General features: G+C 68.2%; 29 protein-coding genes and 1 tRNA gene. 19 read left to right on the top strand and 11 right to left on the bottom strand.

The features are described 5' to 3' along the window. Positions 1–6 precede the first annotated feature (6 nt). From Q8W71_RS17610 to Q8W71_RS17590, 5 genes are all read right to left on the bottom strand, one after another. Entirely contained in the window at positions 7–267 is a 261-nt protein-coding gene (locus tag Q8W71_RS17610; RefSeq protein ID WP_305526692.1) for a hypothetical protein, read from the bottom strand. After that, positions 264–1,001 carry a hypothetical protein gene (locus Q8W71_RS17605; protein WP_305526691.1) on the bottom strand — a complete coding sequence of 246 codons (738 nt, stop codon included), beginning with the start codon at positions 999–1,001 and terminating at the stop codon, positions 264–266. Before Q8W71_RS17605 ends, Q8W71_RS17610 begins: the two co-directional genes overlap by 4 nt. Beyond that, positions 1,001–3,985, bottom strand: a complete 2,985-nt coding sequence (locus tag Q8W71_RS17600; protein WP_305526690.1) for a DUF927 domain-containing protein — start codon at positions 3,983–3,985, stop codon at positions 1,001–1,003. The genes Q8W71_RS17605 and Q8W71_RS17600 overlap by 1 nt, the downstream gene beginning before the upstream one ends. Next, entirely contained in the window at positions 3,982–5,100 is a 1,119-nt protein-coding gene (locus Q8W71_RS17595; RefSeq protein WP_305526689.1) for an ATP-dependent DNA helicase, read from the bottom strand. Before Q8W71_RS17595 ends, Q8W71_RS17600 begins: the two co-directional genes overlap by 4 nt. A 70-nt stretch (positions 5,101–5,170) precedes the next feature. Then, positions 5,171–5,548 (bottom strand): hypothetical protein, encoded by a 378-nt coding sequence (locus Q8W71_RS17590; RefSeq protein ID WP_305526688.1) that lies wholly within the window; start codon positions 5,546–5,548, stop codon positions 5,171–5,173. A gap of 377 nt (positions 5,549–5,925) precedes the next feature. Between Q8W71_RS17590 and Q8W71_RS17585 the strand changes: the two genes are divergently transcribed. The 11 genes from Q8W71_RS17585 to Q8W71_RS17535 all read left to right on the top strand — a co-directional run bounded on the left by Q8W71_RS17585 (position 5,926) and on the right by Q8W71_RS17535 (position 14,721). Continuing rightward, positions 5,926–6,225 (top strand): hypothetical protein, encoded by a 300-nt coding sequence (locus Q8W71_RS17585; protein ID WP_305526687.1) that lies wholly within the window; start codon positions 5,926–5,928, stop codon positions 6,223–6,225. A 338-nt stretch (positions 6,226–6,563) separates the two neighbouring features. Continuing rightward, entirely contained in the window at positions 6,564–7,286 is a 723-nt protein-coding gene (locus Q8W71_RS17580) for a helix-turn-helix transcriptional regulator (protein ID WP_305526686.1), read from the top strand. A gap of 228 nt (positions 7,287–7,514) precedes the next feature. Next, on the top strand, positions 7,515–8,297 hold the full coding sequence (locus Q8W71_RS17575; RefSeq protein WP_305526685.1) for a phage antirepressor N-terminal domain-containing protein: 783 nt from the start codon (positions 7,515–7,517) through the stop codon (positions 8,295–8,297). A gap of 2 nt (positions 8,298–8,299) precedes the next feature. Continuing rightward, the gene (locus tag Q8W71_RS17570; RefSeq protein ID WP_305526684.1) at positions 8,300–9,142 is read left to right on the top strand and encodes a KilA-N domain-containing protein; all 843 of its coding nucleotides are present in this window, start codon (positions 8,300–8,302) and stop codon (positions 9,140–9,142) included. Further along, positions 9,139–9,480: a hypothetical protein gene (locus Q8W71_RS17565; protein ID WP_305526683.1), complete on the top strand. Its 342-nt coding sequence runs from the start codon at positions 9,139–9,141 to the stop codon at positions 9,478–9,480. The genes Q8W71_RS17570 and Q8W71_RS17565 overlap by 4 nt, the downstream gene beginning before the upstream one ends. A gap of 81 nt (positions 9,481–9,561) precedes the next feature. After that, entirely contained in the window at positions 9,562–11,463 is a 1,902-nt protein-coding gene (locus Q8W71_RS17560; RefSeq protein ID WP_305526682.1) for a hypothetical protein, read from the top strand. Position 11,464: 1 nt separating this feature from the next. Further along, entirely contained in the window at positions 11,465–11,923 is a 459-nt protein-coding gene (locus Q8W71_RS17555) for a hypothetical protein (protein ID WP_305526681.1), read from the top strand. Continuing rightward, entirely contained in the window at positions 11,920–12,240 is a 321-nt protein-coding gene (locus Q8W71_RS17550) for a hypothetical protein (protein ID WP_305526680.1), read from the top strand. The genes Q8W71_RS17555 and Q8W71_RS17550 overlap by 4 nt, the downstream gene beginning before the upstream one ends. Further along, entirely contained in the window at positions 12,237–13,226 is a 990-nt protein-coding gene (locus Q8W71_RS17545) for a hypothetical protein (protein WP_305526679.1), read from the top strand. Before Q8W71_RS17550 ends, Q8W71_RS17545 begins: the two co-directional genes overlap by 4 nt. A 92-nt stretch (positions 13,227–13,318) precedes the next feature. Next, positions 13,319–14,242, top strand: a complete 924-nt coding sequence (locus tag Q8W71_RS17540; RefSeq protein WP_305526678.1) for a hypothetical protein — start codon at positions 13,319–13,321, stop codon at positions 14,240–14,242. Between the two features lie 116 nt (positions 14,243–14,358). Beyond that, positions 14,359–14,721: a transcriptional regulator gene (locus tag Q8W71_RS17535; RefSeq protein ID WP_305526677.1), complete on the top strand. Its 363-nt coding sequence runs from the start codon at positions 14,359–14,361 to the stop codon at positions 14,719–14,721. 187 nt (positions 14,722–14,908) lie between these two features. Here the strand turns inward: Q8W71_RS17535 and Q8W71_RS17530 are convergent, their stop codons facing one another. The 4 genes from Q8W71_RS17530 to Q8W71_RS17515 form a co-directional block, all read right to left on the bottom strand. Then, positions 14,909–15,463 carry a hypothetical protein gene (locus Q8W71_RS17530; protein WP_305526676.1) on the bottom strand — a complete coding sequence of 185 codons (555 nt, stop codon included), beginning with the start codon at positions 15,461–15,463 and terminating at the stop codon, positions 14,909–14,911. 100 nt (positions 15,464–15,563) lie between these two features. Beyond that, the gene (locus tag Q8W71_RS17525) at positions 15,564–15,944 is read right to left on the bottom strand and encodes a hypothetical protein (RefSeq protein ID WP_305526675.1); all 381 of its coding nucleotides are present in this window, start codon (positions 15,942–15,944) and stop codon (positions 15,564–15,566) included. A gap of 56 nt (positions 15,945–16,000) precedes the next feature. Then, positions 16,001–17,308 carry a tyrosine-type recombinase/integrase gene (locus Q8W71_RS17520; RefSeq protein ID WP_305526674.1) on the bottom strand — a complete coding sequence of 436 codons (1,308 nt, stop codon included), beginning with the start codon at positions 17,306–17,308 and terminating at the stop codon, positions 16,001–16,003. Positions 17,309–17,417: 109 nt separating this feature from the next. Next, positions 17,418–17,507 (bottom strand) — tRNA-Ser (locus tag Q8W71_RS17515). A gap of 221 nt (positions 17,508–17,728) precedes the next feature. Between Q8W71_RS17515 and Q8W71_RS17510 the strand changes: the two genes are divergently transcribed. The 5 genes from Q8W71_RS17510 (at position 17,729) to Q8W71_RS17490 (ending at position 20,999) form a co-directional block, all read left to right on the top strand. Continuing rightward, a complete protein-coding gene (locus Q8W71_RS17510; protein ID WP_305526673.1) occupies positions 17,729–17,887 on the top strand; it encodes a hypothetical protein in 159 nt (52 codons plus the stop codon). A gap of 303 nt (positions 17,888–18,190) precedes the next feature. Further along, positions 18,191–19,789, top strand: coding sequence for a DEAD/DEAH box helicase (locus Q8W71_RS17505; RefSeq protein WP_305526672.1), 1,599 nt, complete (start codon positions 18,191–18,193; stop codon positions 19,787–19,789). Between the two features lie 236 nt (positions 19,790–20,025). Continuing rightward, complete coding sequence (locus tag Q8W71_RS17500) at positions 20,026–20,211, top strand: YegP family protein (protein WP_305526671.1); 186 nt, start codon at positions 20,026–20,028, stop codon at positions 20,209–20,211. Positions 20,212–20,357: 146 nt separating this feature from the next. Next, on the top strand, positions 20,358–20,624 hold the full coding sequence (locus Q8W71_RS17495) for a hypothetical protein (protein ID WP_305526670.1): 267 nt from the start codon (positions 20,358–20,360) through the stop codon (positions 20,622–20,624). 234 nt (positions 20,625–20,858) lie between these two features. After that, positions 20,859–20,999, top strand: coding sequence for a hypothetical protein (locus tag Q8W71_RS17490; RefSeq protein ID WP_305526669.1), 141 nt, complete (start codon positions 20,859–20,861; stop codon positions 20,997–20,999). A gap of 103 nt (positions 21,000–21,102) precedes the next feature. Here the strand turns inward: Q8W71_RS17490 and Q8W71_RS17485 are convergent, their stop codons facing one another. Continuing rightward, a complete protein-coding gene (locus tag Q8W71_RS17485) occupies positions 21,103–22,263 on the bottom strand; it encodes a GGDEF domain-containing protein (RefSeq protein WP_305526668.1) in 1,161 nt (386 codons plus the stop codon). 210 nt (positions 22,264–22,473) lie between these two features. Between Q8W71_RS17485 and Q8W71_RS17480 the strand changes: the two genes are divergently transcribed. The 3 genes from Q8W71_RS17480 (at position 22,474) to Q8W71_RS17470 (ending at position 25,045) form a co-directional block, all read left to right on the top strand. Further along, positions 22,474–22,905 carry an acyl-CoA thioesterase gene (locus Q8W71_RS17480; RefSeq protein WP_370875443.1) on the top strand — a complete coding sequence of 144 codons (432 nt, stop codon included), beginning with the start codon at positions 22,474–22,476 and terminating at the stop codon, positions 22,903–22,905. Between the two features lie 499 nt (positions 22,906–23,404). Further along, positions 23,405–23,695, top strand: coding sequence for a hypothetical protein (locus Q8W71_RS17475; protein ID WP_305526667.1), 291 nt, complete (start codon positions 23,405–23,407; stop codon positions 23,693–23,695). Between the two features lie 165 nt (positions 23,696–23,860). Then, a complete protein-coding gene (locus tag Q8W71_RS17470; protein WP_305526666.1) occupies positions 23,861–25,045 on the top strand; it encodes an MFS transporter in 1,185 nt (394 codons plus the stop codon). Here Q8W71_RS17470 and Q8W71_RS17465 read toward each other — a convergent pair. After that, complete coding sequence (locus Q8W71_RS17465; RefSeq protein ID WP_305526665.1) at positions 25,038–25,604, bottom strand: superoxide dismutase family protein; 567 nt, start codon at positions 25,602–25,604, stop codon at positions 25,038–25,040. The genes Q8W71_RS17470 and Q8W71_RS17465 overlap by 8 nt on opposite strands. Position 25,605: the final 1 nt, after the last annotated feature.

The raw sequence follows: 25,605 nt of genomic DNA, 5'->3' as shown, positions 1-25,605 counted from the left end.
AAAGCCTCAAACTGCGGGGCGGTGAAGGGCGGCGAACGAGCAGAGCACCGACCGGCGGTCGAGCGCGGCCAGGGCGTCGAGCTGGCGCAGGGCGGGCTCAAGTTGATCCAGATCGGTCTCGGCCTGGCGCAGGGTCTCAACGAAGGCGTGCCCGCGAGGCCCGAGCGACAGGCGGGTGATGGCACGCAGGCTGCGCAGCCGGGCGACGCGCTCGGTGCGGTCGAGGCCGTCGGCCCACGGGCCGAAACGGTCAGACGCGGCGATCATCGGCCGAATTCCCAGATCGGCGGCCCCGGCGTCTGGCCGGGCTTCTCACGGTGGGTCAGGTGGCCAAGCGAAATTTCCGTCGCCGTGATGGCCCGGACCGGGCCACCGATCGGCAACACCAGCGCCCCGCAGCAGTCGACCCGGACGATACCAATCTCGAAGTGCACGCCGAACAGGCGCGGAGCGGTCCAGCCCAGCGCCTCAGCCTGCGCCCCGAACTCGTCGAGGAAGGCCAACGCGCGCTGGTAGACCCGCGGCCACTCGCCGGCCCGGTAGCCGACCTCACGGGGCGACCGCTCGGGGTCGATAGCGACGAGGCGGGCGAGTCCGGCGCGCCAGAGCGCGAGCCCGTCGGCGGCCAGCAGGGGCACAGCCTCGGGGGGCGACGCCTCTTTTCCCACCTTTCCCAATTTTGAAGAATCTAGTGGGAAAGAAAGACCGTTGTTTTGATTGGCATTTCCCACCTTTCCCACGTTTCCCACCCCCTGCGGGGAGTACTCGCGTGCGGGCGCCCCCGCGCACACGTGCGCACCCGCCTGAAAGCTTTCCGCGTCAGGCAAACCACGGTCCCCACTTTGCGAGTGGGAAAGGTGGGAAAGGTGGGAAATGCTTTGTTTTTCAGATACTTGACCGTTCCCACTAGGCCCCGCCGGATTGGGAAAGGTGGGAAATTCGGCGGTCTTCATGAGGTCGACCGAAGCCGCGGTCTCGGCGAAAAAGGCGGCCAGATCCATCAGTACCGCCCCCCTTCGTGGACCTTGAATACCGGGGGCTCCAGCGGGTTGTCTCGTCCAGTGTGACCAAACTCAGATCGACTAAGGGCGTATGCCTTAACACTTCCGATTTTCGGAATGTAATCAATGTAAAGATGTTTTTCGCTCTTCGTTTGACAGATCAACCCACGCGTTTTGAGGACTCTTGCAATCTCACTTTCTTTCAGGGCGCCGCCTGCGGCGGCTACTATGTTTCGGGTCGGAATGAAAACGGCTTTGTCGCTATACCAGCCATCAGCACGTTGATTTGGCCGACGGTCACCCTGCGATGTGTCGAGATCGTTGCGGTGGATGCTGGTGTCCCAGCGTTCGGCGATCCAAGCCTGTAGTCCGTGGATCGCCTGCGCCTCAGGGTCGAGGGCGATGGCATCCGTGGAGGCGCCGAAGCTCTCCCAGGCCCATTTGATGGCGCCCTCAATGTCCATACCGGCCGGCAGAAGGCCGAACTTGTCCCTGGCCATGCGGCCGGCCGTGAGCATGATCGCGAATGGCAGGGCAGCTCGCTTCCGTGCGCTCTCCGCTCCGCGGCCAGCGAACCGGCTGGCCGTGTTGTCGATGCCTTCCCGGATCGCGGCCGCTTCGCGGTGGAGCCCGTGGGAAACCAGCGCCCGCACGAAGGCTGGACCGGCATGGCCGAAGTGCTGATCGACGGCCTCGATCCTGGCCATGATGGATCGATCTACAGAGCGGTCGACGCCGTCGATGTCGATGTCGGGGATCCGCGCGGCCATGCCGCCGGTCCACTCGCCACCTTCGCCCCGGACCTTTTCTTCCAGCGATTTCTCGGAGGACAGGATCACGAACGTCGACCAGACGTAGGATGCTCGCATCTTGGCGTCGGCGGTCATGCGACCTTTCCCGACGCCGCTCGACAGCGAGTAAATGATCCGGCCCAGCTCCTTGCCGTGGAGGTGTCCCAGGTCGTCCAAGGCCAGAATGGTGCCGCTGGCGCGCGACGCCATGCCTTCTAGGCCGTTCGCAGTGGCGCGGGCGCTCTGAAGCAGGCTGTCGCGCTGGTCGAGCGCGGCTCGCGACCAGACAGATACGGCGAGGCGCTGCGACGTGGTCTTACCGCCGGATGTGTACCCGGAGAGATTGATGCCGCAACTCGCGTGGTCGGTGAGGGAGATCAGGACGGCCGCAAAGCCGGCCAGCGTTCCGATCGTCCAGTGAGGGCAGCGCGTGACTTCAGCCGCCGCTGCGATGGCCGCCTTCCACCCCTCCAGCGTCCCGCCTCGCGCGATGACCTCGCTGATGCGCGATCCGTTCGATAGCTCCAGCGCGCGACCTGGCGGTAGGCCGATGATCTCCCCCGATGGGCAGACGAAGAACTTGTCGCCCCCGTCCTCCAGGTCGTGCCACCCGGGGCGGCGCACCACCGCGATCTCGGCTTCGGGGTCGGCCGCCTTGAGCGCCTTGACGGCGATGTGCTCACCGTCGCCCTCGGCGCGCATACCCGCACCATAGAGCATGGCCCGTGTCTCGGCCGCGCCCTGCTTGGCGAAGGTGGCCCGGTCCACGTCGATCTCGCGGCGCTTGCCGCCCATGTCCTCGACCACGAGCCGCAGGCCATAGGCGTCGCCCTGATCGACGTACCGTAGGCGCGCCGTCACGCCGAAAGGGGAGGCGACCGGCACCGGGACCGGCACGCCTTCATCGCCCTTGACCCAGTGATGTACGCGCACGCGACCCTTCCGGGTGCGCTCGTAGGATAGAGACAAGCCCTCCAGATCCGGCAGCGGGTAGTCGCGCTCGACGCGCCGCAACTCGTCCAATTCCTCCGTCCGGCGCTGCTCGTCCTCGACCTCCTCCGCCGTCGCCGTGAACGCGACGGCCGCCAGGATGCCGGCGCGGACCGCCTCAACGCCTTGCTCGACGTGCACGTCGAGCCAGTCCTTGGAGCAGCCCGGCGACCCCGCCAGGGCAAAGCTGATTGCGATGCGCTCGTGGTGCCGGATGCCGAACCGACGCGCCGCCGTCTCGCCTCGCCGCGAGGGATTGGGGCTGGTGATCTTCACCGCCTCATCGCGATCGGCCGCGACCGTCACCCGCGCCGTCTCGGGCCACGGGATGAAGCTCTCGATGCCGCCCGCGTTGATCCCGGCAGCGACGTAGACCGCTCCAGCTTCGACCTCCGGCCGGAATGCGTGGGCGACGGCGGCGGCGGTCTCGATGCCTTCCGCGATGATGCACCAGGGCGCGCGGTGCGCGTCGCCCCAGATCGCGGCGCGACCGGCCGTGCTCTCCTCGCCGACGCGCTTGGCCGACTTCTTGGCGTCGCGCATCGTACCGTTGCCGGCCATACCGAGGTCGGCCTTCCCGGCGCCGCCGGGGGCGACGTAGATCCGATGGGCGTGCCGTCGGGCTTCGGCGTCGATCTGGCCGAACACGGCGCAGGGGAAATCGCCGACGTGGATCGGTTTGCCCGTCCCCTTGCCCTTGGGCGGATCGAAGTACCCCAGCGCGCGCAGGCCGACCGTGGGCGTGGTCGGCATCAGCACCGCATCGGCTTCGATCCCAAGACGGTGGGCGAGGTAGGCGCGGGGTAGAGCGTCGTCGCGGCGCTCGGCCGGCGCTCGCATTAGGCTCTCGGCATCGGTTGCCTGCCCCGCTCCGGCGCCCGACTTCGTGCGGATCAGGTCGGTCCGTCCGATGATCTCGACGCAGCGGATCTTGGCCTGCTCGGCGTCCAGGCCCTCGACCTTCATCGCGATATCGAAAACGCTGTCCGTGTGTGGCTGCGTGCAGGTGCAGATACCGCGACCCTTGCTGTTGAGCCGCCAGTCCTTGGCACCGCCGTGACCGGGATACGGGCAGGTGATGTGATCGCGCTGGCCGGCCTGCCACGCGATGCCGAGCGCTCGAACGATCTCGACTTCGTGCCCCTCGACTGCCGGGCGCGCGAGCTTCCAGGAAACGTAGCGCTCGCCCGCCCCGTCGCTCAATGCTGCACCACTGTGACGGCGTTCGCCGCCCGTGTGAGGGCGGTATAGAGATGCCGGCTCCGGTTCTCTCGGAAAGCGAAACTCTCGTCGTAGACGAGGACGCGATCCCACTGCGACCCTTGCGATTTGTGCACGGTGAGTGCGTAGCCGTAGGTGAACTCGTCGGTGTTGCGCCGCTCGTTGTATTCGAGCTTGTCCTCCTCGCCGTGGAAGAACTCTCGCCGGACGTAGACCCGAATCGGATCCCGGTCGGGATCGTCGAGAGACTGGACCATTAGGCGAACGCCGTCGTCGTCGAAGCCCAGGACCTCGTCGACTTTCCACAGGCCGCCGTTGAGCAGCCCCTTTTGATGGTTGTTGCGGAGACAGACGAGGCGGTCGCCGACTTCAGGTCGGTCAGGATCGAACCCGCACTCGGTGCGCACCATCGCGTTGAGCGTCCGGCGCGACCGGTTCATCCCGCACAAAATCTGGTTCGAGCGGCGACGCTCGTCATCGGGCAGGTCGCGCTGCCCGATGACGGCGCTGTCTCCATAGGCGCCGCGCCGGAGCCGTCGCCCCTCGCGAACGTCCATGGACATGCGGATGATGGGGTTTTCTGCCGCTTGCCGGTGGATCTCGGTGAGCATGAAGTCGGGCGCACCGGCAGTGAAGAAGCCCTCGCCCCGCACTGGCGGGAGCTGCGCCGGGTCACCTAGCACCAGCACCTTCGTCCCGAACGAGAGGAGGTCCCGCCCAAGACGCTCGTCCACCATCGAGCACTCGTCCACGATCACGAGGCTCGCTAGGGCTACGTCGGCGAGGCTATTCAGATCGAAGGTGACGCGCGTGACCCAGGCGCCGTTCGGTCCCTTCTCCCGAACCTCGCGGGGCTTGTAGAGCATCGAGTGCAGCGTCGAGGCGCCATCGCACCCCTTCTGCCGGAGCACCAGCGCGGCCTTGCCGGTGAACGCCCCGAACATCACTTGGCCGGACACCCCAGCGGCGATGTGCTTTGCCAGCGTCGTCTTTCCCGTCCCCGCAAAGCCCGCGAGGTAGAAGACCTGTTCGCCATGGGCCTCGTGCCAGTCCTCGATCGCCTGCAAGGCGGCTGATTGCTGCGGAGACCACGACATCACGCACCTCCAGCGGTACGGTGGCGTAGGGTGACCCGGGCGCGCTCAGTCGCGCTTTGCCACGTCCCGGTCATCGGGCGGCACCCTGATCCAGGGCGCGATCAGCTCCGCGAGCCACCCCGCCCAGTCGACGATCAGCGCTGCTACCTTCGACCGGGTACGGTACGCGAAGGGCCTCCTGGGCGGCGGCGAGCCGGGCGAGATGGGCACGATAGGCACGGTCGGCTTCCTCGCGGGTTCGGTTGTCGAGGGCGACCTGCCGTAGCCGGTCCATCTCGTCTGCCCGGATCGCCCGAGCCTCGTTGTTCCAGATCGCCCGGACGCGGCGATCGCCGAGCCCCGTGACGACCGACACCCGCGCGAGCGCGGCTTTGACGTTGTCGCCGAGCCGCAGCGGGCCGGCAATCAGCTCGACGAGGCTCCGCGCCTCGGACTGAGCGGTGGTCATGCCGCAGCCTCGTTGCTTGGGACGATGTCCCACGGGCGTGGGTGATGTTGCCGACACCTTGGGTCTCCGACGTGATCGATTGGCGGTCGACCACGGGACACGGAGGGACAGCGGTGAGGACGAAGGGTGGCATCGACGGACAGGTCGGGCGCGGAGAGCTGGCAGGCACGAGCGCGCGGCAGGTCGGCGGTGCTGAGAAGGTAGGCGATCACGGGCGGGCCTCGGTTGGCGCCGAGGCTGCCCGCCGCTTCAGCGGGATAAGGTCGGGGGAACGCACCGCTCCCCGGGTGACGATGTCGATGCGGGCGGCGGTGCGAAGCGACGCTCCGCAGGCCCTGAACCGGAGCTTCCGGACAAGCTCGGCGGAGACCCCGCCGATGGCGACCGCCATGACGGTGTCGCTGACCCCTTCCGACTTCATCCAGTCTGCCAAGAGCATAGGGCTACCCCCCGCGCCGACGGCGAAGGTGGCGCCCGAACTGCCGCCCGCAGGGCTGAGCGAGGTCCTGGCGGTGCTGGTCAGCGAAATCGTCTCGGCCCTGCCGATCCCCGACCGCGAAGGCGCGCTGGTCCGGATCGCGAACCGCCTCGATGACCTCGGCCGGCTGCCCGGCGGGAACGAGGGCGCAGCGATGCTCGGCGCGGTCGCCGATGTGTTGATGCGGCTTGAGGGGTGACCGACGGATCATCAGGCGTGAGCTTCCTGCGATGTATTCGTCAAAGAATCCAGTCTTTTCGCCGGAGCATCAGGGCACAACCGGCGCCATTCTACGCCAGTTGCAATTTCGATATTCATGGCGAGGCGGATTGAAACGCGCCCTAATCTAAGCGCTTTCGAAATTGCAGACTGACTAACCCCACATTCGGCCGCCAATGCTGCCTGCGAACCGCGGGATTTGATCGCCGATTCTAAGTGATCGCGAACGCTCATGCCTCTACTAAAACCAAAGTGATCGCGCCGTCAACAACCAAATTCATAGCGACGGCCGAACGAGCATGACGTAGGTTGTAAGCCATGCAGTGGTTCGAAAAAATCAAAGCTCGCCGCGAAGAGCTTGGAATATCGCAAGCCGACTTAGCGAAGTCTGTCGATATTTCTCAAGCTGCCATCAATAAAATTGAAAAAGGAACAGTGCTGAAATCTAGATTTTTGCCTAGAATAGCACGAAAGCTCAATCTTAAGCTCGAAGATTTAGATCAAGATTACAAGTCGACGTATGCTGATGCAATAGATAAAATAGAAGGTATAGTTGAGCTGGGATATAAGCTCCTTTCTGATGATAAAATTTCAGAGACGGATGGTGATACCGACCTTTTTCTTGTCACCGGTAGAGAAGACGGATTTGCGTATTTATACAATAGAACGTTCGGTAAGATTGACAGGCCTCCTTATCTTAAAAAATTGAAACACGTATGCGCTTTTCTCTTAGATCAGCCGCATATGTATCCTGAATTAGAAAATGGCGACATCATATTTGGAACGACTGATCTCGATCCTGTAGAAGAATCTACATGCCTATTTGTGAGCAAGGATTTTCGCCTGCCTGATGCCGCGTTGTGCAAAATTAGGCGGGTTACACACATAAACGACGACTCTTGGGCAACTATGCAATGGGATGCAAAAAAGAGGGACGAAAATACAGAGATATTCCTCAAGAAAGAATGGTTCGTAGGCTTTCGCATTGTGGCCAAATACTATGGTCGCTTCACGGCCTGGAAAGCACAGTTACCTGACTAAGGTTGGCCAAACCGCACGCGTGAGCCGCAGCCCTCAACGAAGCATGCCATCCCCGGGTCGGGCTTTATAACTTTGGTGCTTGACACATAAAACCAAAGTTGTAGCCTGCTCCCCATCGCCTTCAGCGAAGGGGCCGCCCATGCTCGCGCACCTCCTCACCTACGGTCCGTTTCTCGGCGCCTGCCTGATCTGGGCCGCCGGGCACTGTCTTTATGGGCGCCCGGTCTGATGGGCGCGCTGATCACTGTCCCGTTCCGCGGTGACACGCTGTTCGCTATTCGCGAAGGCGAGACTGTTCGCGTCGCACTCAAGCCGATCGCCGATCGGCTGAGCCTGGATTGGGGCGCTCAGCTCAAGCGCGCCAAGCGCGACCCCATCTTAGCGGGCGAGCTGGTCATCATGACCATCCCTTCGCCGGGCGGTCCGCAAAGCACCGTCACCCTCCCATTGAACGTACTGCCAGGATGGCTGTTCGGGATCGAGGCGAGTCGCGTAAAGCCGGAGGCCCGCGCCCTCGTGCTGACCTACCAGCGCGAGTGCCACGAGGTCCTGTTCCGGCACTTCTTCGTGCCGCGCGAGGCCGAGGGGGTCCACGAGGCGGACACCCCGGACCCGGCGCTCGACATGCCGACAGCCGGCACGAAGATCCAGATGGTCGCCGAGTGCCGGCGGCTTTTCGGTCTGTCGGCGGCTCGCGACATGTGGCGCGATCTCGGCCTCCCCGACATGGCGGAGCCAACCCCGCAGCCGGCGCAGATCCCGCCTCGGGAGAGCCTGTTCGAGAAGACCGAGCGGCTGATCCGCCAAGCGCCCAACGGCCGGATCTATCGCGCCGAGCTGTACCGGCGCTTCGATCGCGGTGTCCGGTACGCGCAGCTCGACGCCGTCCTCAACGCGCTGATCGCGGAGGGCCGCGTGATGGTGGTCGACATCCCGCGCGGCTCCCGCATCGGTCGCCCGCCGGTCGTCTACCAGTGGGCGGCCGACCACCAGCAGTACGGGAGAGCATGATCATGGCCGCGCGCCTCCCCGCCCTGATCCTCAACGGCGTCACTGTCCACGACAAGGACGAGATGCTGTCCCTCACCGACCTCTGGCGTGCCGCTGGTTCGGTCGACACAAAGCGGCCGGCCGACTGGTTGGCTCTCGCCAGCGCGATCGAGTTTCGCACCGCCGTCGAGGCCACGCTCAATGCCGGGATTTCCGGCATTGACACCGTCCGGGGCGGCACGGCTCCGGGCACCTGGGGGCACTGGCAGATCGCCCTGGCCTACGCGAAGTACCTCGACCCGCAGTTTCACATGCAGTGCAATGCGGTGATCCGGGAGCGGATGCAGGCGCCTCGCCCCGCTCCAGTCGAGATCCCAGCGTTCGCCTTCACGGATTCTGCCGCACGCGAGGCCCGCCTGCTCCACAAGCATGCTCTGTCGATCGGTCGGTTGGCCGGACTGAAGGGTAATCAGCTCCTCATCGCCGCCAACCGGGTCACGAAGCGCGGGACCGGCTTCGACATGCTGGGCTTGATGGGGCTCGGACATCTGATCGCCCCGGTCAACGACCCGCTGGTGGTGCCGACGAAGCTCGGGCAGGACCTCGGCGGCGTTCACGCCATTCAGGTCAACCGGATGCTGCTGGCGATCGGCCTTCAGGTCCGCGAACGCGATCACAAGGGGCGGCCATTCTGGAAGCCCTCGCCACGAGGCGAGGAGATCGGCGCCCGCATGGTCGATGTCGAGCGCGACAACGACACCGGCGCGGCGCAGCAGTTAAAGTGGCCCCTGGGGGCCACCCTTGAGCTTCTGCGGGCGGCCCAGCGCGCTGAGGGCGCGGCTGACGCGCATGAGAGCGCGCTGTGAGCCTCGCCCTCATGCCACCGCCCAGGGACCAAGTGGGTCAGCCTGAGTGGCGCGCCGCCCTCTTCGCCGAGGCGATCCGGCACACCGCGCACGTGGCCGGGCCGATCAACCCCTTCCCTTTAATGTCGCACTTGCTGACTTGGCTCGGCATCGCCGAAGAGAAGGCGGGCGACGAGATCACTCTGATCATCTTCCTGATGGTTCGGAGCGGGCTCTACACCGCCAACACGCATAGTTCCGCGACCGGGAAACTCTATCTCGGCTGCGATACTCGGCTAACGGCATCGCCCATACTCAGCAGCATGCTCTACGCGGTGTACGAAAACGCCGAAGAATAGCTTTTCACCGGCCCCCGCCGTCCTGTGAACTTGCAGGAACCCCGGGCGACGAGGGCCACCCACCCACCGGAGTGAAAGTCGATGGAACAGGCTCGCCCTGCTAGCACACTCACGCCCGAACGACAGATCCAGGACGAAGCACGGCCCGATCCGGGTCGCACGGCGCGGGTTGCCGAGGTTCTGACGGCCGGGTCAGCGGCCTCTCAGACCACCGACTGGCACAGCCCGCCGCCCGGCTTCATGGCCTCGCCCGCGATCGAGCCGACGAGCTTTGCCTGCGTCGAGCAGGGCATCCGCATTGAGGCGACACGGCTCCTCGGCATCGCTCTGGCCGAGCAGCGGCGCCGGCAGACGATCGGCATCGAGGGCCACAGCAAGCCGTGGGGCGCGGACGACGAGGCCCGCACCCGCAAGGCCCTGCACCTCGACGCGCTCGCCGCCATCGCCTGCCCCGGGTCAATCCAGGTCGCCGGCATCCGCTACGTGCCCGAGAGCGAGCACGTCCACGCCGAGCGCGAGGGCCGTGTGGTGGCGGGCGGCATTGAGCACGGGGACGGGACGATCTCTTACTGCGACGCGGTCGGGACGCTGCGGCGCCGGCCGTTCGAGCAATGGGTCAACTTCATCGTCATGCACCTTCACGTGAAGGTGCAGAGCGAGATCGCCCGCCGCAGCATCCTCGAAACCGGCCAGATGTCGCAGGACGAGCACGCCGAGTGGGAGGCGGACATCCGGCGCAGGCTGCGATCCGACGCGGTGTTCGCGCTGGCCTTCCACCCCGAGCGGGCCTTCGCTGCCGCCGAAGCTCTGCGGACCGGCGCCGTCACGGCCGATCCCGACCTTCGGGCGCAGGACGAGGCCGATCTGCTCGCCCTGGTCCCGCAGTGGGAGGCGGCCTGCAATCACTTCGCCCACTGCATTCAAAGGCAGCACGCGGTCACGGATGCCGCCGAGGGCGGGCCAGGACCAGCGCCGGCCGGAGCGGGCGACGAGTGGCGGGCGTGGCGGTCAGAGAGCGAGGCGTGGGCCGACCGCACGGGGGTCACCGCGGCGGAGGATGCGTCCGGAGACGCCTGCCTCGCACTAGATGAGATCGAGCGGCGCATCGCTGCCTTGCCGGCTGCCACCTTCGCCGGGCTCAAGCTCAAAGCCCGCGTCGGCCAGCGCTGCGATGACATCGACATCGTATGGCCGGACGGCCTGGGCGATGGTCTGGCGCGGGACATCCTGGCTTTCGTCGAAAAGACGCCGATCGGCCGGCCCGACCTGACCGACCCCGACGCTCTGACGACCAGCCTCCTCGACTGCTGGGCGGCTTGGGGCGCTACGCTCCCCCAGATCGTGACGGGGGACGAGCATGTGCCAGCCTACGATCGCGCGATGGATCGGCGCAACGAACTGCTCGACGCCGCCGAGGCGCTGCCGGCCGCACCGCGGGCCATCATCCCGAAGGCCCTCGCAGTGGCGTGGGTGGACTTCGTCGATGAGCATCGGCCGAAGCTCTCGCGTGCCGAGCATTCGTTCACCGGCGCCATCGGCCTCGATATCCACGCCGCGATCATGGGGATGCCGGCGTCGGCCCCACGGCTGACGAAGACGGCCGCCGCCGGCCCGGACCTCGTCGGGCTGTTCGACTTCGGCTCCGCCACACTCACCGAGCTGCTGTTCCTGCGGGAACTCGCCGACCTCATCGGCAGCACGGCCTACGCGTTCGCATGGTCGGGGCGCGGGACGGCCAGCTACCGGAGCGGCAATCTCACCCCGGTCGGCCGCTTCATGGTCGAACTGGGTGACGCGCTGACCGAGGTCGAGAGCGCTGCCGAGCAGGAGGCCCGTTGCCGGCAGCCGGCCAACCCTGACGACCGGGAAACACGGCTGGCCGTCTACGCCGACGCCGTCATTCGCAACGACGACCCGGACGAGATCGCCGCCTTCGCCGCCGAACTCGCCGCGCACGCGGCCGCGCTGCGGGAGGGCCACTGACATGCCCCGCAACGAAATTGCCCCGGGAGCGCCGGCCCTCGACATCATCCTCCGCGCAGACGGCACCACGATCCGTCCCAACCAGATCACGTCGTCGGCGGAAGCCGAGGCGATCCAGACCGAGCTGGTCCAGTCCATCATCGAGATTGAAGAGCAACTTGAGGCCGACGGCACCGGCGAGCGGCCGCGCGATGTCTCGTGGCGCCGGCGGGCGAATGCCGTGCTCAGGCGCAAGAAGTTTCACCGCCAGATCGTGCAGCGGCGGATCGCCGAGTTGCGCAAGGTGGAGCGCCAGATCGAGCAGGGCGAGGCGGAGAATCTGGTCACGGCGCCGAAGAACGCCCGGCGCAGGGCGTTCATCGCGGCCGCGGAGGAACTGCTTGAACCGAAGATGCTCGGGGAGATCTGGAAACGGGCCAAAGCGATGCGGCCCGCCGCCTTCGCGGAGGTCGAGTTATGAGCGCCCTGTCGATCAACGACGCCATCGCCGCCCACCACAAGGCGTGGCACGCGGTGTTCACCGCGGCGCCCGGACGGCCCCTACGGTCTGCCATGGAGGCATCCATCGAAGCGCTCGACGTGTTGCTCGGCACCCCCGCCGGGACGCACCAAGGTGCGAAGGATCTGCTGGCCTACCTGCGCTGGTGGCTCGACGAAGTGGGGCCCTTCTCTTCAGAGCACGGGGACTACCCGCCGCCGTACTTCATCGTTCAGGCCCGCGTCGCCGATCTGGCGATGCTGCTGTTCGAGCCGCCGGCCGGGGACCGGCCGCAATGATGGCCGTCGCCCCGCTCACCGTCGCGGTCACTGCCCACCGCGCCGCCTACGACGCCTTCCAGATCGCGCCGGAGGGCGAGGACAGCGTGCTGGCGGACGACGCCATGTTCGAGGCCCTGGACGGCCTCGTAACGGCCGCCACCGCCTTCCCGATCCTGACACGTCCACTGCCGGCCGGCGCCGGAGCGCTGCTCGCGCATCTCCGGTGGTGGTTGTCCGAGGAGGCCGAGTTCGCCGAGGACTACCAGCCGGCCTACGGCATCCTTCAGGGTCGCGCCGCGGATCTCGGGGCGGTGCTGGACCCGCCCGTGGTCGACGACGCCGACCCCGTCGTCGCTGCGATCGTGGCCGCCGACAAGGCGAGCGTCGCGCACACCGCGGCGCTCGTTCACCGCGACGAGGACGACGACGAATCGGAGGCGGTGATCGACGCTGCCGGCCACGCGGTCGACGAGGCGTTCCGAGCGGTGCAGGCCCTGATGCCGACCACCCTCGCCAGCCTGCACGCGCTGGCCTCGTTCTACGCCCGGGACGCTAAGATCTTCTGCCGCTGGGATACCGGGGGCGACTACCTGGAGCACATCGCGGCGGCGCTGGCGTTGCTTCTCACCAATGAGAGGCAAGCTCCGTTGATTCTCACGGAGGCCCCGATCCGAGAGACAAAGGGCATCCCGGGGCAGGCCGAGGTCGAGGCGGCGTGGCGCAGCCTTCCGCCTCGGACCCGCGACCGGATCGGCGTCATCGCCACAGACCTCGTGTTCCAGGCATTCGTGCACGGGGACGCCTTCGTCGCCACCGGCGCGCCCAAGGATCGCGCCGTACCCGGTCGCAGCAGGGCCGCCCAGGCGATCCGTGACGCGGCCGCCGAGGCCGAGACGGAACGGCTGAACGAGCTGCATCAGGTCGTCGAGCGAAACCTGCCGGACCTCTTCGGTCCAGACGGCGGCAACCCGGCGTGGGCTGTTGCGATGGGGGCCCGGCCGTGACGAGCCTGCTTGAGATCTCGTTCGCTGGTCCCAGCCACGCTTGCTCAATGCCAAGCAACAAGGTCACGACACAGACTTCCTACGAGTGCAGCATGTCCCCGCCGATCAACGTGTCTCGGACAATCAAAATGCGCACTCAATCAAGATTCATCGAGACCCATTCGGACGGGACCGTAACACTGAAGTATCCAGGCTGGCCGGAGAGGCATTACGCATCGATAACCGCGGCCCTCAACCGCCGCCGGTTGATTGATCTCGGCAAGGCGAAGCGCCAACAGGGGAAATCGGGGCAGCACTGGACGCGAGAAGAGATCGACATCGTCGTCGCGAACTGGGGGCGGATCCCTCCTCCCGAATGGCCCATACGGCTCCCGGGTCGCACCTATCGTGCCGTCAAAGCCTTTGCCTTAACCCGAAAAATTAGGGCAGCGGCAGATATGCGGCGCTTAACTCAGGCGTCCAACCTCGACCGGAAAACCCGTCCGCGGGACAGCGATTGGTCACCTGAGGAAATCGCGATCTTGTACGCCAACGAGAGGGCCATCGCCCGTTCGTTGCTCGCGCCGAAGCGGTCGGTGCGCGCTGTGGCTTCCATGGCGTCGCGCTTGCGCTTGAAGCTGCCGCTTAGGGGTGAGCCGTGGAGCGCTACCGAGATGGCGCTCCTGCGCAACATCATCCGATGTGTCGATGCACTGAAGTCGCGGCACGGCCGGTCCGCCCGTGCGATCGAGCACCGTGCTGCCAAGGAGCGTCAGACCCAGGCGTTCGTCGCCAGCGCGACCGAAGCGGTCAAGGCCGCCTGCGCCTCGCTGGAGCCGGCGGTTCGTCTAGAGGTCGAGAGTGAAGTGCTCATCGCCGTCCTCTCGAAGGCGATCGACTTCGCGGGGATCCCGGCTGAGGCTCGGGCCGCTCGAACCCGGATCTATGGTCCCCGCCATTACTCGCTCGACGCGCCGATCGGCGACGGCTCGATGAGCTGGATCGACACCATCGCCGACGACCGGGAGCACTTCTGATGGCAGCCCGCGCCACGTCCGGGCGCGACGCCAGCGTGGCGCGGGCTGCGGGGGAAGGCGTTCGCATGGCGCTCCCCTCAGCGACCAACCGTTTAAACGCATCGCCTGGGAAAGCGGTGGAGACCGATCGGCGGGAGTTCGCGCACGAGCGGGCCTGCCTTGAGTGCGGGACGCCCTTCACGCCCCGCAAGTCCGACGCCGAGTTCTGCGCTGCCGGATGCCGGCAGTCCTGGAACAATCGCCGTCTTCAGCGCGGGGCGGAGGTCTACGACCTGCTGATGGCGCTACGCTGGGACCGGGCCGTCGCTACCGGTCTGCACGTCTTCACCGCGCTCTCGCGCATGGCCGCCGGCTTCCGGCGGCAGGACATAGCCGAGCGGGACGGGCGCCGGTCTTGGACGCCGCCAGCCGCGGTGATCGCCCGAAAGCCGCACCTGCGGGCGCAGGCGCTGGCGCAGGTGCGAAAGCCGGCATCGTGAAGCGCCCCGCACCAGAGCCGGTGACGCCGCAGCGCATCGAGCGCGCGCTGGCCCTATGCGCCTACCTTGTCGCTCGCGATGAGGGCGGACGTGCCCTGGTCCCACTGATGGACCGTCTGGAGGCCGAGCTGCTGAAGGCGCGGGCAGGAGACGATCCGGTCAAGCGGGCCCGACGCCTGCTGAATGCCTACACGGCCGCAGCCGGCCCGATGGGGCCCATATCGGAGTTGCCGAAAAGCCGATCCATCCCGAGCGGCAGTCCGTAGGGGCTGCGAACCGCGTCGCGCACAGAAACCTCGACCTTCCACCCTTCGACATGCATCAGCATGAGCGCGAAAAATCCGCGCGCCAGAATCATCCGGCAGTCGTCGGCCAGTTTGGGATCGATGCGAGCGAGCTGCTCGAACGCCTCCGTGATCGGGTTATCCTCATCGGCAACATGAGTTTCTTCGGAAAAATCGCGCTGCATGAATGCCCTCATGCGAGGGCCGCCGATCTCGGGGCGAGCCAGGGACATGAGCTGGCCACCCAGTACGTGCTTGAGGATGGTCGGAACACGCTCATCGCACATCAGCCGATCGGTTTCGCTGAAGCACTCATCAAGGTCGGATGAAACGACTTCGAGCGCCCGGGCCTTGTGCCGCAGCTCGATCGTTGCGCGCACGAGTTCTCGCGCGATCAGCAGCGAGACCGCCACGATCGCGACAATGGCGAGAAAATTCCCCTGCATGACGGTCACCATGATGCGAGCATGTATGGTGGAAACCCAGGGTTGGCAATTTCGTGCGACGATGTCCAGCCCATCGTGAAGGAACGGTTGACGGCAGGGGAAAGACGACGCGTCATTTTTCCGGCTGCGAATTTCCCGGGGGCACGGCAGGCGCAGGCAATGATTTATGCCGTGGTGATGCTGGTGCCGGGGAAGGAGCGGGTGACGGTATCGCCGGCTTGAGATTGAATTTTTCCGTGAGCTTCAGAGCCTGCGTCTGTGCTTTGATCTGGAGCGCGGCCATTTTCCGTTTCACGTCCAAATGGGCGTCGATGAAATTTCGAACCAGCCAGAGGATACAGAAAAGGCAGCCAGCGAGCACACACCATATCGGATCTGCTTTTGCGGCGATGGCGCCGAATGTCCCGATTATGATGACAGCGAAAACGAGCCCATCGGGGCCAAATTTCGCCAAGCCCTTCATGGCCTGCGTGAGCGGTTTCAACGGCAGCATGATTTCTAGATAAAGGCAGAGGGCGCGACCGCACAACCACAGGTCTGACCCTGCGCTTACACCGTCCCAGGCATTCTAAATGCGATCCGCTGAAGCCATTCGGCCTTCTGTGCGAGGCTTGGCCCGACGCCGTAGCGAGGTCGACGGTACTTGTGGCCCATCAGCGCCGCCGCAATCTTGTCAGGTGCCTCGACCGCGGTAAGGCGGTCCTCAAAGGTGTGCCGTAGCGAGTAGACGGTATGCCCCTCGCTCGGTAGCAGACCATTCTCCCGCAGCGTCTTGTTCACCGCAGCGGACAGTCCAGCGGCCTGATCCCGGTAGCGCGGGAAGCCCTCGGGATGCTCGCGCATCGCCATCAGCGCCACGCCCACGAGGGGAATGTCGCGCTCGCTCTGCTCCGTCTTCATCCGCCGGCCGTCAGGCCGCACTTGGACGTGCGGCGTCGCGTCGTCGAGCCGAATGGTCTCGGCTGTCAGGTTGCAGGCTTCCGACAGGCGCAGGCCGGTCTCAGCGATGAGGTAGAGGATGCGACGAGCCTCGGGGTTGAGCATGGCGAGCGCGCCGTCGGCCAGGAGCGTGTTCTGCACGTAGGCCGGGGCGAATGCCGTGCGCTGACCGGTGCGGCCGCCCTCAATCCGCAGTTGCGAGAACACCGGCCCGAGCCCCAGCCGGTGCGTGTTCTCGACCTTTCCGAGCATCTTGTTGAGGTGCCCGATGTCCTTGTTGGCTGTCTCGATCTCGACACCCTCGACCTCGATCCGGCCGATCCACCAGCGCTGGAAATCGAGTGCGTCGACCCGCGTCAGCTTGGCGAGCGCCTTGTTGCCGATCACCGTGCGGAGGTTGGCGATGGCGCGCTTCTTCGGGCTCTGCCAGCGGCGGACCTGATCGTCGGACATGCCCTTGAGTGAGGGCTTCATCAGCGCTTCGAACTCGTCGAACAGTCCGTCGAGGTCGAGGGCTGGCGGCTCGACCGTGCCGAGCGCTGCGGCCTCGACGGCATGATCATCGGGCTTCGCCGCCGCGACGACATCGAATCGTGCCAGGATCTCGGCGATCGGGAGCTGCGCGACCTCGACAGCCGTGATGTAGGGGAAGCCGAGCCGGCGCGCGTCCCGTCTCGCACGATCGTAGCGCGCCTTTGCCTCAGCGCCCTCAGCGGTGCCGGCCGCTCGCCAGAATGCCTCCAGCTCGCCGTTAATGCGCTCTGCCGCCCGCTGGGCGCGGATGGCGCGCGGGTCGTCGGCGACGCGGATCTTGGTCGACTGCCGGATGACGCCGCGCGGGTCGAGGTCGGCGTAGGCCAGAGGCACTCGGCGAGCGTAGTGCCAGAACCCGGCGCGCTTTGTCAGAAATTCCGGCATCGCAGATGTTGGACGATTTGTTGGACGAAATCGTGCACCGGGGGTGCACGATCTGTCAACGGAAGCGCCCTACCGCGTTGCAGATGCTGACTTTTTTGGACTTGATAACTGGCGGAGAGGGGGGGATTCGAACCCCCGATGCCCTTGCAGGCATGCCGCATTTCGAGTGCGGTGCATTCAACCGCTCTGCCACCTCTCCGCGGCGGGGATGGCCATCGGTTGCGCGGGGCAGAGCCCCCGTCCGATGCAATCCCTGTGAGCGTCCCCGGCCGGCTTCCCGAGCCTGGGGCTGGTCGATGTCGGGGTCATACAGGAGGGAGGGGGCCGCTGTCCAGCGAGCGGAGACTGGCGAGCAGGGCAATCGCTTCCGCGTGACGGGGCATCGGCTCGCGGGCGCTGCGTGATTCCGGCGGCTTGCCGTTGGGTGAGCTGCCCGTGTTCTCCTCCCTGTCGCTCCGCGAGCACGTCTCGGCCCTGACCGACCCGCGCCGGCGCGGGCGGGTGATCGACCCGGACAACTGGGAAACCCTCACCCTCGTCCGGCAGTCCCAGACGCCTCCGCCCTTAACCTGTAAGTGATCCCCCACTGTCGCGAGCCCCGATCCCGCAGCCCTACCATCCCGGCGATTCGGGCGTGTCCGCCGTTGACTTCGCAACCGCACAACCGCATATCGGCATCGCAGCGTCAGCGGCCGACACACGGGGCCGCCTGAGGGGGCTGCGTGACGGACCGGGGCGCCCAAGGCGCGGTCCGGCCCCCCTCTTTATAACGTGCATGCACCCGGCCGCCCCATCACGCGGGCTGCCCCCTGCCAACGGACCGCCCCCTTTCCCGCGCCGCCACACGAGCGCCCGGCCGGTCCTGCTGCCACGGACACCTCCTTGACCCAGTTCACCGATTTCGGCCTCGCCCAGCCCGTGCTGCGGGCGCTCCAAGAGGCCGGCTACACCGCGCCGACGCCGATCCAGGCGCAGGCGATCCCGCCGGCCATGGCCGGCCGCGACCTCTGCGGCATCGCCCAGACCGGCACCGGCAAGACCGCCGCCTTCGCCCTGCCGATCCTGCACCGCCTCAGCCTGGAGGACCGCCGGCCGCCGCGCCGCGGCTGCCGGGTGCTGGTGCTCTCGCCGACCCGCGAGCTCGCCAACCAGATCGCCGAATCATTCTCCGATTACGGCCGCCACCTGCCCTACACCAACACCGTCGTGTTCGGCGGCGTCACCATCGGCCGCCAGGAGCGGGCGCTGGCGCCGGGCGTCGACATCCTCGTCGCCACCCCCGGCCGGCTGATCGACCTCGTCGACCGCCGCGCGCTGACCCTCGACGGCGTCGAGATCCTCGTCCTCGACGAGGCCGACCAGATGCTCGACCTCGGCTTCATCCACGCGCTGAAGCGCATCGTGCGGATGCTGCCGGGCAAGCGCCAGAGCCTGTTCTTCTCGGCCACCATGCCGAAGAACATCGCCGGGCTCGCCAGCCAGTACCTCACCGATCCGGTCCAGGTCGCGGTGACCCCGGTGGCGACCACCGCCGAGCGGGTCGACCAGTCGGTGATCTTCGTCCACACCGGCGCCAAGCAGGCGCTGCTCGCCCACGTCCTGCGCGATCCCGCGATCGACCGGGTGCTGGTCTTCACCCGCACCAAGCACGGGGCCGACCGGGTGGTGCGCGGCCTCGACAAGGTCGGCATCGTCGGCGCGGCGATCCACGGCAACAAGTCGCAGCCCCAGCGCGAGCGGGCGCTCCAGGCGTTCCGCGACGGGGCCTGCCGGGTGCTGGTGGCCACCGACATCGCCGCCCGCGGCATCGACGTCGAGGGCGTGAGCCACGTGGTCAACTTCGACCTGCCGAACGTGCCGGAGAGCTACGTCCACCGCATCGGCCGCACGGCGCGGGCCGGGGCGGCGGGCCTCGCGATCTCGTTCTGCAACGACGAGGAGCGGGCCTACCTGCGCGACATCGAGCGGCTCACCCGGCAGAGCGTGCCGGTGGCGGGCTTCCCCGAGGGCTTCGCCCCGCCCTCGCGCCAGGAGGCGGCCGACATCGCCCGCGAGGAGGCGCGCCGGCCGGAGCGGCCGCAGCAGCCGCGCCGCGGCGCCCAGCCCGGGCGCGGCGCCAGGCCGGGCCAGGGCCGTCCGCAAGGGAGCCGTCCGCAAGGGAGCCGTCCGGGTGAGGCGCGCCCCGCCGGCGGCCAGCCGCAACGGTCGTCACAGGGTCATGGGCAAGGACAAGGTCACGGGCAAGGACAAGGGCCGGGACACGGCACGCCGCGCCCCGTGCGCGGCGGCGACGGCCGGGGGCCGAGCCCGCACCACGGGCGCGATGCCCGTCCTCAGGGTGAGCGCCACGGCGAGCGCCCCTCCGGCGGGCGCGGGGCGCAGCAGCCCGCGCGCGACGGCCGCGGCCGTCGTCCGGACGAGCGCGGACGCGGCAGCGAGGGGCGCAACATCGCGTGGCTGGAGCGGGCGCCCCGCACCTGATGGCCCGGAACGGCCCGGCGACGTCCTGGCAGGGTCCGGACGTCGCATCCGACGGACGCCCGCAGGCGCCCGCCGCGGCGTCCCATGTTCGGGAACCGCCAGCACGGCGTGCCCGGCATCGCCGGCCGACCTCCCGATCCCGCGGCGTCTTCCGGCGCCCCCGGTGGCACCCTATCTCCCGCCCGGGTGTCCGGGGGCCCGCAGGCCGCGGGATCTGTCGAGACGGGAGATGGACGATGCGCTTCGAACTCTACCGGGACGCGGGCGGGCAGTGGCGCTGGCGCCTGCGCGCCCGCAACGGCGAGGTGGTGGCCGAGTCCGGCGAGGGCTACGCCCGCCGCGAGGATTGCGAGCACGGCATCGCGCTGGTGCGGCAGAGCACGGAGGCCCGGGTCATCGACATGACCGCGCAGATCGCCTGAGCCGCCTCCGCGCACTACGCAGTCTTCCGCAATCGCCGCGGGCCTGCAACGCTCCACCCTCTCCACGCGTTCATCGCGACCGGGTCCAGCCGCGGGGTGCCGCCGCAACCCGGCCTACGAGGACACGTCGAGAGGGAGTCGAGAGCGTGTTGAGGAAATTCCTGCTGGCCGCCCTGCTGGCGCTGGGCTTCGCGGCCGCCGCGCCGCAGGGGGCGACGGCCGCCCCCGTCGGTCCGGGCATCGCCCTGCCGGCCGAGGCCGCCCCGGCGACCGCCGAGAAGGCGCAGTACTACTACCGGCGGCGCTTCTACGGCCCGCGCCCCTACTGGCGCCGGCCCTACTACCGGCGTCCCTTCTACGGCCCGCGTCCCTACTGGCGCCGGCCCTATTACGGCCGCCGCTTCTACTACTGAGCGCCCCATGGGCGTCCCGGCTCGGCCGGGACGCCCGCCAAATCCCGGCGGTCCCCACGGGCCGCCGGTTTTTTTGTGTGCCGGCCGCCCCGAGGTGGAGGCGGCGCGTTCCCGCGACGCGCGGTTCGAGGCGCGGTTCGCGGGATGCGCGGACGGAGGATCTGCGGTATCGTGCAACCCTGGGACGGCCGGCGACAGATCCGGCTGCCCGGGAGGATGCCCAGGACCGCCGCCATGAACGAGAGTGCGTCCAGCCGCGCGCGCGACGAGGCCGCCGCGCCCGATCTCTGGCGGTCGATCCCATTCGAGTGCATCCTGTCCGGGCTCGCGATCCTGCTGGCGGCGGGGCTGAAGTTCGCCGGCCTGATGCCCTGATCCGGTCACCGCCCGATCGCGGTGCGCATCTCGGCCGAGACCGCGCGGCGCCCGAGCGAGGCCCGGATCCGCCACCCCGAATTGATCGAGCGGATTCGGCGGCTCAGGCCGCCCGGCGGGCGGGCTCCGGCGCGTCGGCCAGCCACCAGCGGCCCTTGCCGGCCGCCTTGGCGCGGTAGAGGGCCGCGTCCGCGCGGGCGATCAGGATCTCCGGCGCCGTGCGCGGCGCGGCGAGCGCGATGCCGATGCTCGTGCCCACCCGCACCTCGACGCCGAGATCGTAGGGTCTGCCCACGGCGGCGATCACCGCCTCGGCCAGCAGGACGGCCTCCGCCGCGTCCCGGCCGGGCGCCAGGATCACGAACTCGTCGCCGCCGAGCCGGGCCGCGACGCCGTCGTCGGCGATCAGGGCGCTGGCGCGCGCCGCCGCCTCCCGCAACAGTCGGTCGCCGGCGGCGTGGCCGAGCCGGTCGTTGACCGCCTTGAAGCCGTCGAGGTCGAGATACAGAAGGGCGAGCCGGTCCTCCGGCCGCCGCAGGGCGCGGGACAGGGCGGCCATCAGGCCCGACCGGTTCCGCAGGCCGGTGAGCGCGTCGGTGGCCGCCCGCTGCTCGCTCTCGCGCTGCGCGACCGCGACGGCGAGGTATCCGCGGTTGAGCCGGTACACGGTGCTCACCACCGAGACCATCAGGAGCGGGGCCTGGGCGACCACCACCAGGAGCCACGGGTCGCCGGTGAGCAGCATCGCGAGCGCCAGCGGCCCGATGCAGAGGGCGACCTGCAGGATGGTGAGCCGCGGGGCTGCGTTGTTGCGCGTCACGATCCCGGTCAGGATGCCCATCATCGTGAGGGGCGCGATCACCTGCAGGAGGTGGTCGCCGCTCGCGAAGCAGGCGAAGGTCCACGCGCCCACCAGCCCGGTCCAGACGAGGTTGCTGGCGAAGAACAGGTCGGTCGGCGTCCGCAGGCCGGCCGCCGCGGCGCGGCGGCTCCGGGCCATCAGCGTCGTCCGGATGCCGAACAGGAGCGCATCGAGGACCAGCAGGGCCATGAACAGCGGCTCGGGGTGGCGGAACGCCGCCGCCGCGTTCACCGACAGGCTGGCCAATCCCCCGCTGATCAGGGGCACCACGGATTCGAAGAAGCCGGTCAGGAGCCGGGCACGGATGTCGGCGGGGACCGCGCTGGCGGGCGCGGTCAGCCAGCGGATGACCGGCCAGCGCGGGGGCGTGTAGGGCCCGCCGGGAACAGGCGAGACGGGCATGATACGGGGACCGTCCAGGCTTCGACGCTCCCAGTCTCGACGCCTCTTGTAAACGTCAGATTGCGATCGATCGCCCAGTTTTACGGACTTGCGCGCCGCGCGCCGTCCGGAACCGAATTTCTGTGTGCGATCGCCGGCGCGGAAACTGCGCACCGTCCCGCTGACGGGCTCCGACGAATCGGGCATCATCCGCGCGGGGGAGAGGACGCCATGGACGCGACACAGGACGTGGCGACACAGGACGTGGCGACACAGGACTTGGCGGCCCAGCCGCGGGGCGACCTGACGGTCCGCACCATCGCCATGCCCGCCGACACCAACGCGAACGGCGACATCTTCGGCGGCTGGGTGCTGTCGCAGATGGATCAGGCCGGCGGCATCGCCGGGGTCGAGCAGTCGCAGGGCCGGGTGGTGACGGTCGCCCTCGACGCCATGACCTTCATCCGTCCGGTGCGCGTCGGCGACGTGCTCTGCGTCTACACCCGCGTCTCCCATGTCGGCCGCACCTCGATGAAGATCGAGGTCGAGGCCTGGGCCCGCCGCTTCCAGACGCAGATCCGCGAGCGGGTGACGCAGGCGACCTTCACCTTCGTCGCCATCGACGATGCCGGGCGCCCGCGGCCGATTCCGCGGCCGGCCTGAGGATCGGCTCCCGACGCCGCCCGTCGCGGACTGCCCGGCACCGGTCCACGACAGTTCGGCGTTTGCGTCGGCCGATCCCACCACCCCCCCTCATCCTGAGGTGCCGCAGCGCAGCGGAGGCCTCGAAGGAGCCCTCCAGCCAGCCGCGCGATCCCTGGAGGTCTCCTTCGAGGCCCGCTCTCGCGGGCACCTCAGGATGAGGTGGAGGGTCGGAAACGCCTCTCGGCTCGCCGCGTCGTCCCCGCGAACCCGTCCGTCCCCGCGAGCCTCCCGTCCGGGACCTGCCGCTCGCCGACGGGCCGATCCGGGACCGAGACGACCGTCCCGATAGACGCGTCACGATCCCGACCAAAAAATAATCCTTCAATAAATCTTCGATATTTCGGGATTAAAACCGAACCGATTGATGTGATTTTTCGCACATAGGTAATAGAACAAGGCCATTAATACGGCATTTGCTATCAGAAAGCGCACGTTGTGCCTGAACGGAGAGCATGCCATGCGAAGCCTTGTCTTGGCCGCAGCCGCCGCTGCGGCGCTCATCGGCGTCTCGATCGATCGCGCGGACGCCCGGTCGGAGACGCTCGTCGATCTCCTGGCCGGCCGCCACACCCCGGCCTGCCCGCGCTACCAGGCGACGCCGCGCGATCCCTGCAACGTCGTCGTCCACCGGCCCGGGGGGAACCCGACCCAGGACATGACCGGCTCGATCGGCCACGCGAAGACGTGGCAGGGCAACGGCGGCCCGCGCTGCAAGACGATCTGCCGCTTCACCGGCACCCAGTCCTGACGCGCCCGCTCCCGCCCGGGGCGTGCTGAGCAGGCCTCGCCGACGTGGTTGCCGGTTCGGCATCGAGACCCTGCGATCCACCACGGATCCAGGCGGGTGAAGCGTTGGCATGCCGACGCGAACCTGCTTAGGGGGCCCGGACGGCAGCCAGGACGCGACCCCCGCATGACCTCCACCGCCCGCGCACGCATCCCCGCGGGGATCTGGGCCCTCGGGTTCGTGAGCATGCTGATGGACATCTCCTCGGAGATGATCCACGCGCTCCTGCCGATCTACATGGTCGCGGTGCTCGGCACCTCGGCGCTGGCCGTCGGCGTCATCGAGGGGATCGCCGAGGCGACGGCCTCGATCGTGAAGGTCTTCTCGGGGGCGCTGAGCGACTGGCTCGGCCGGCGCAAGCTGCTGGCGGTGGTCGGCTACGGCCTCGCCGCCTGCACCAAGCCGGTCTTCCCCCTGGCGGGCGGCCTGGAATGGCTGGTCGCCGCGCGCTTCGTCGACCGGGTCGGCAAGGGCATCCGGGGGGCGCCCCGCGACGCCCTCGTGGCCGACCTCGCCCCGGCGGAACTCCGAGGGGCGAGCTTCGGCCTCCGGCAGACCCTCGACACGGTCGGCGCCTTCACCGGGCCGCTGCTCGCCGTCGGGCTGATGTGGCTGTTCGCCAACGACTTCCAGGCCGTGTTCTGGGTGGCGGTCCTGCCCGCCGTCCTGTCCGTCGTCGTGCTGGTCGTGGCCGTCCGGGAGCCCGCCGCCGCGGCGGCGCCCCGCCCGGCCCGGTTTCCCCTGCGCCGGAGCGACCTCGCCCGGCTCGGGCCCCGCTACTGGTGGGTGGTCGGGATCGCGGTGGCGCTCACCCTGGCCCGGTTCAGCGAGGCCTTCCTGCTGCTGCGCGTCGCGGAGTTCGGGGTGCGCCCCGTCCTCCTGCCCCTCGTCCTCGTGGCCATGAGCGCGGCCTACGCCCTGTCGTCCTATCCGGCCGGGGCCCTGTCGGACCGGCTGGACCGGGTGTCGCTGCTGGCGGTCGGCCTGATCCTGCTGGTGGCGGCCGACCTCGCCCTCGCCTGGGCCCCGAACCTCGCCGTCGCCGGGCTCGGCGTCGTGCTCTGGGGCCTCCACATGGGCTTCAGCCAGGGCCTGCTGGCGGCGCTGGTCGCCGATACCGCCGCGTCCGACCTGCGCGGGACCGCGTTCGGCGTGTTCAACCTCGCGACCGGACTGGCCCTCCTCGTCGCGAGCGTCGTGGCCGGCGCCCTGTGGGACACGGTGGGCGCGCCGGCCACCTTCCTGGCGGGGGCGGCGTTCAGCGCCCTCGCCCTGGGTGGCCTGCTGGCGACGCGGCGATCCCCTACTTGATCACCGCGCAGGCGATCCGGTCGCCCGCGCCGCCGATCGGCTGGCTGCTGTGGTCGTCCTCGTTGGCGTGGATGATCAGGGCCGACCCGTCCGCGTCCTTGAGGCCGCCCTCGCCGGTGAGCGGGGTCTCGCTCGACACCTCGGCGTTCACCGAACCGTCCGCCGCGGCGTAGACGTTGGGCAGGTCGCCCTCGTCCGGCCCCTCCGGATTGAGCAGGCCGTGCTTGCTCTGGTCGTGGTTCACGTGGGCCTTGGAGTTCATCAGCTTCGGGTCGGAGCAGTCGCCGACCGCGTGGAAGTGGATGCCGTGCCAGCCGGGGGGCAGGCCGCCGGGCTGGATCGCGAGGCGCAGCACCAGGGTGTTGGCCCCGTCGCGGATCGTCATGGTGCCGATCGGCTCGCCCTTCGCGTTCTTGATCGGGCTCTGGTAGGTCTCGGGGGCGGCGGGCTTGGCCGGGTCCTTGGCCGCGTCCTTGCCCGCATCCTTGGCGTCCTGGGCCTGTGCGCCGGCGGCGGCCAGGGTGCCCAGCAGCGCGAGCAGCGGCAGCGTGCGTGTCATG

The sequence above is a fragment of the Methylobacterium amylolyticum genome (assembly GCF_030700245.1).
Classification (GTDB): domain Bacteria; phylum Pseudomonadota; class Alphaproteobacteria; order Rhizobiales; family Beijerinckiaceae; genus Methylobacterium.
The sequence above is the reverse complement of the archived record's forward strand: the minus strand, read 5'-3'. Positions and strand labels throughout refer to the sequence as shown.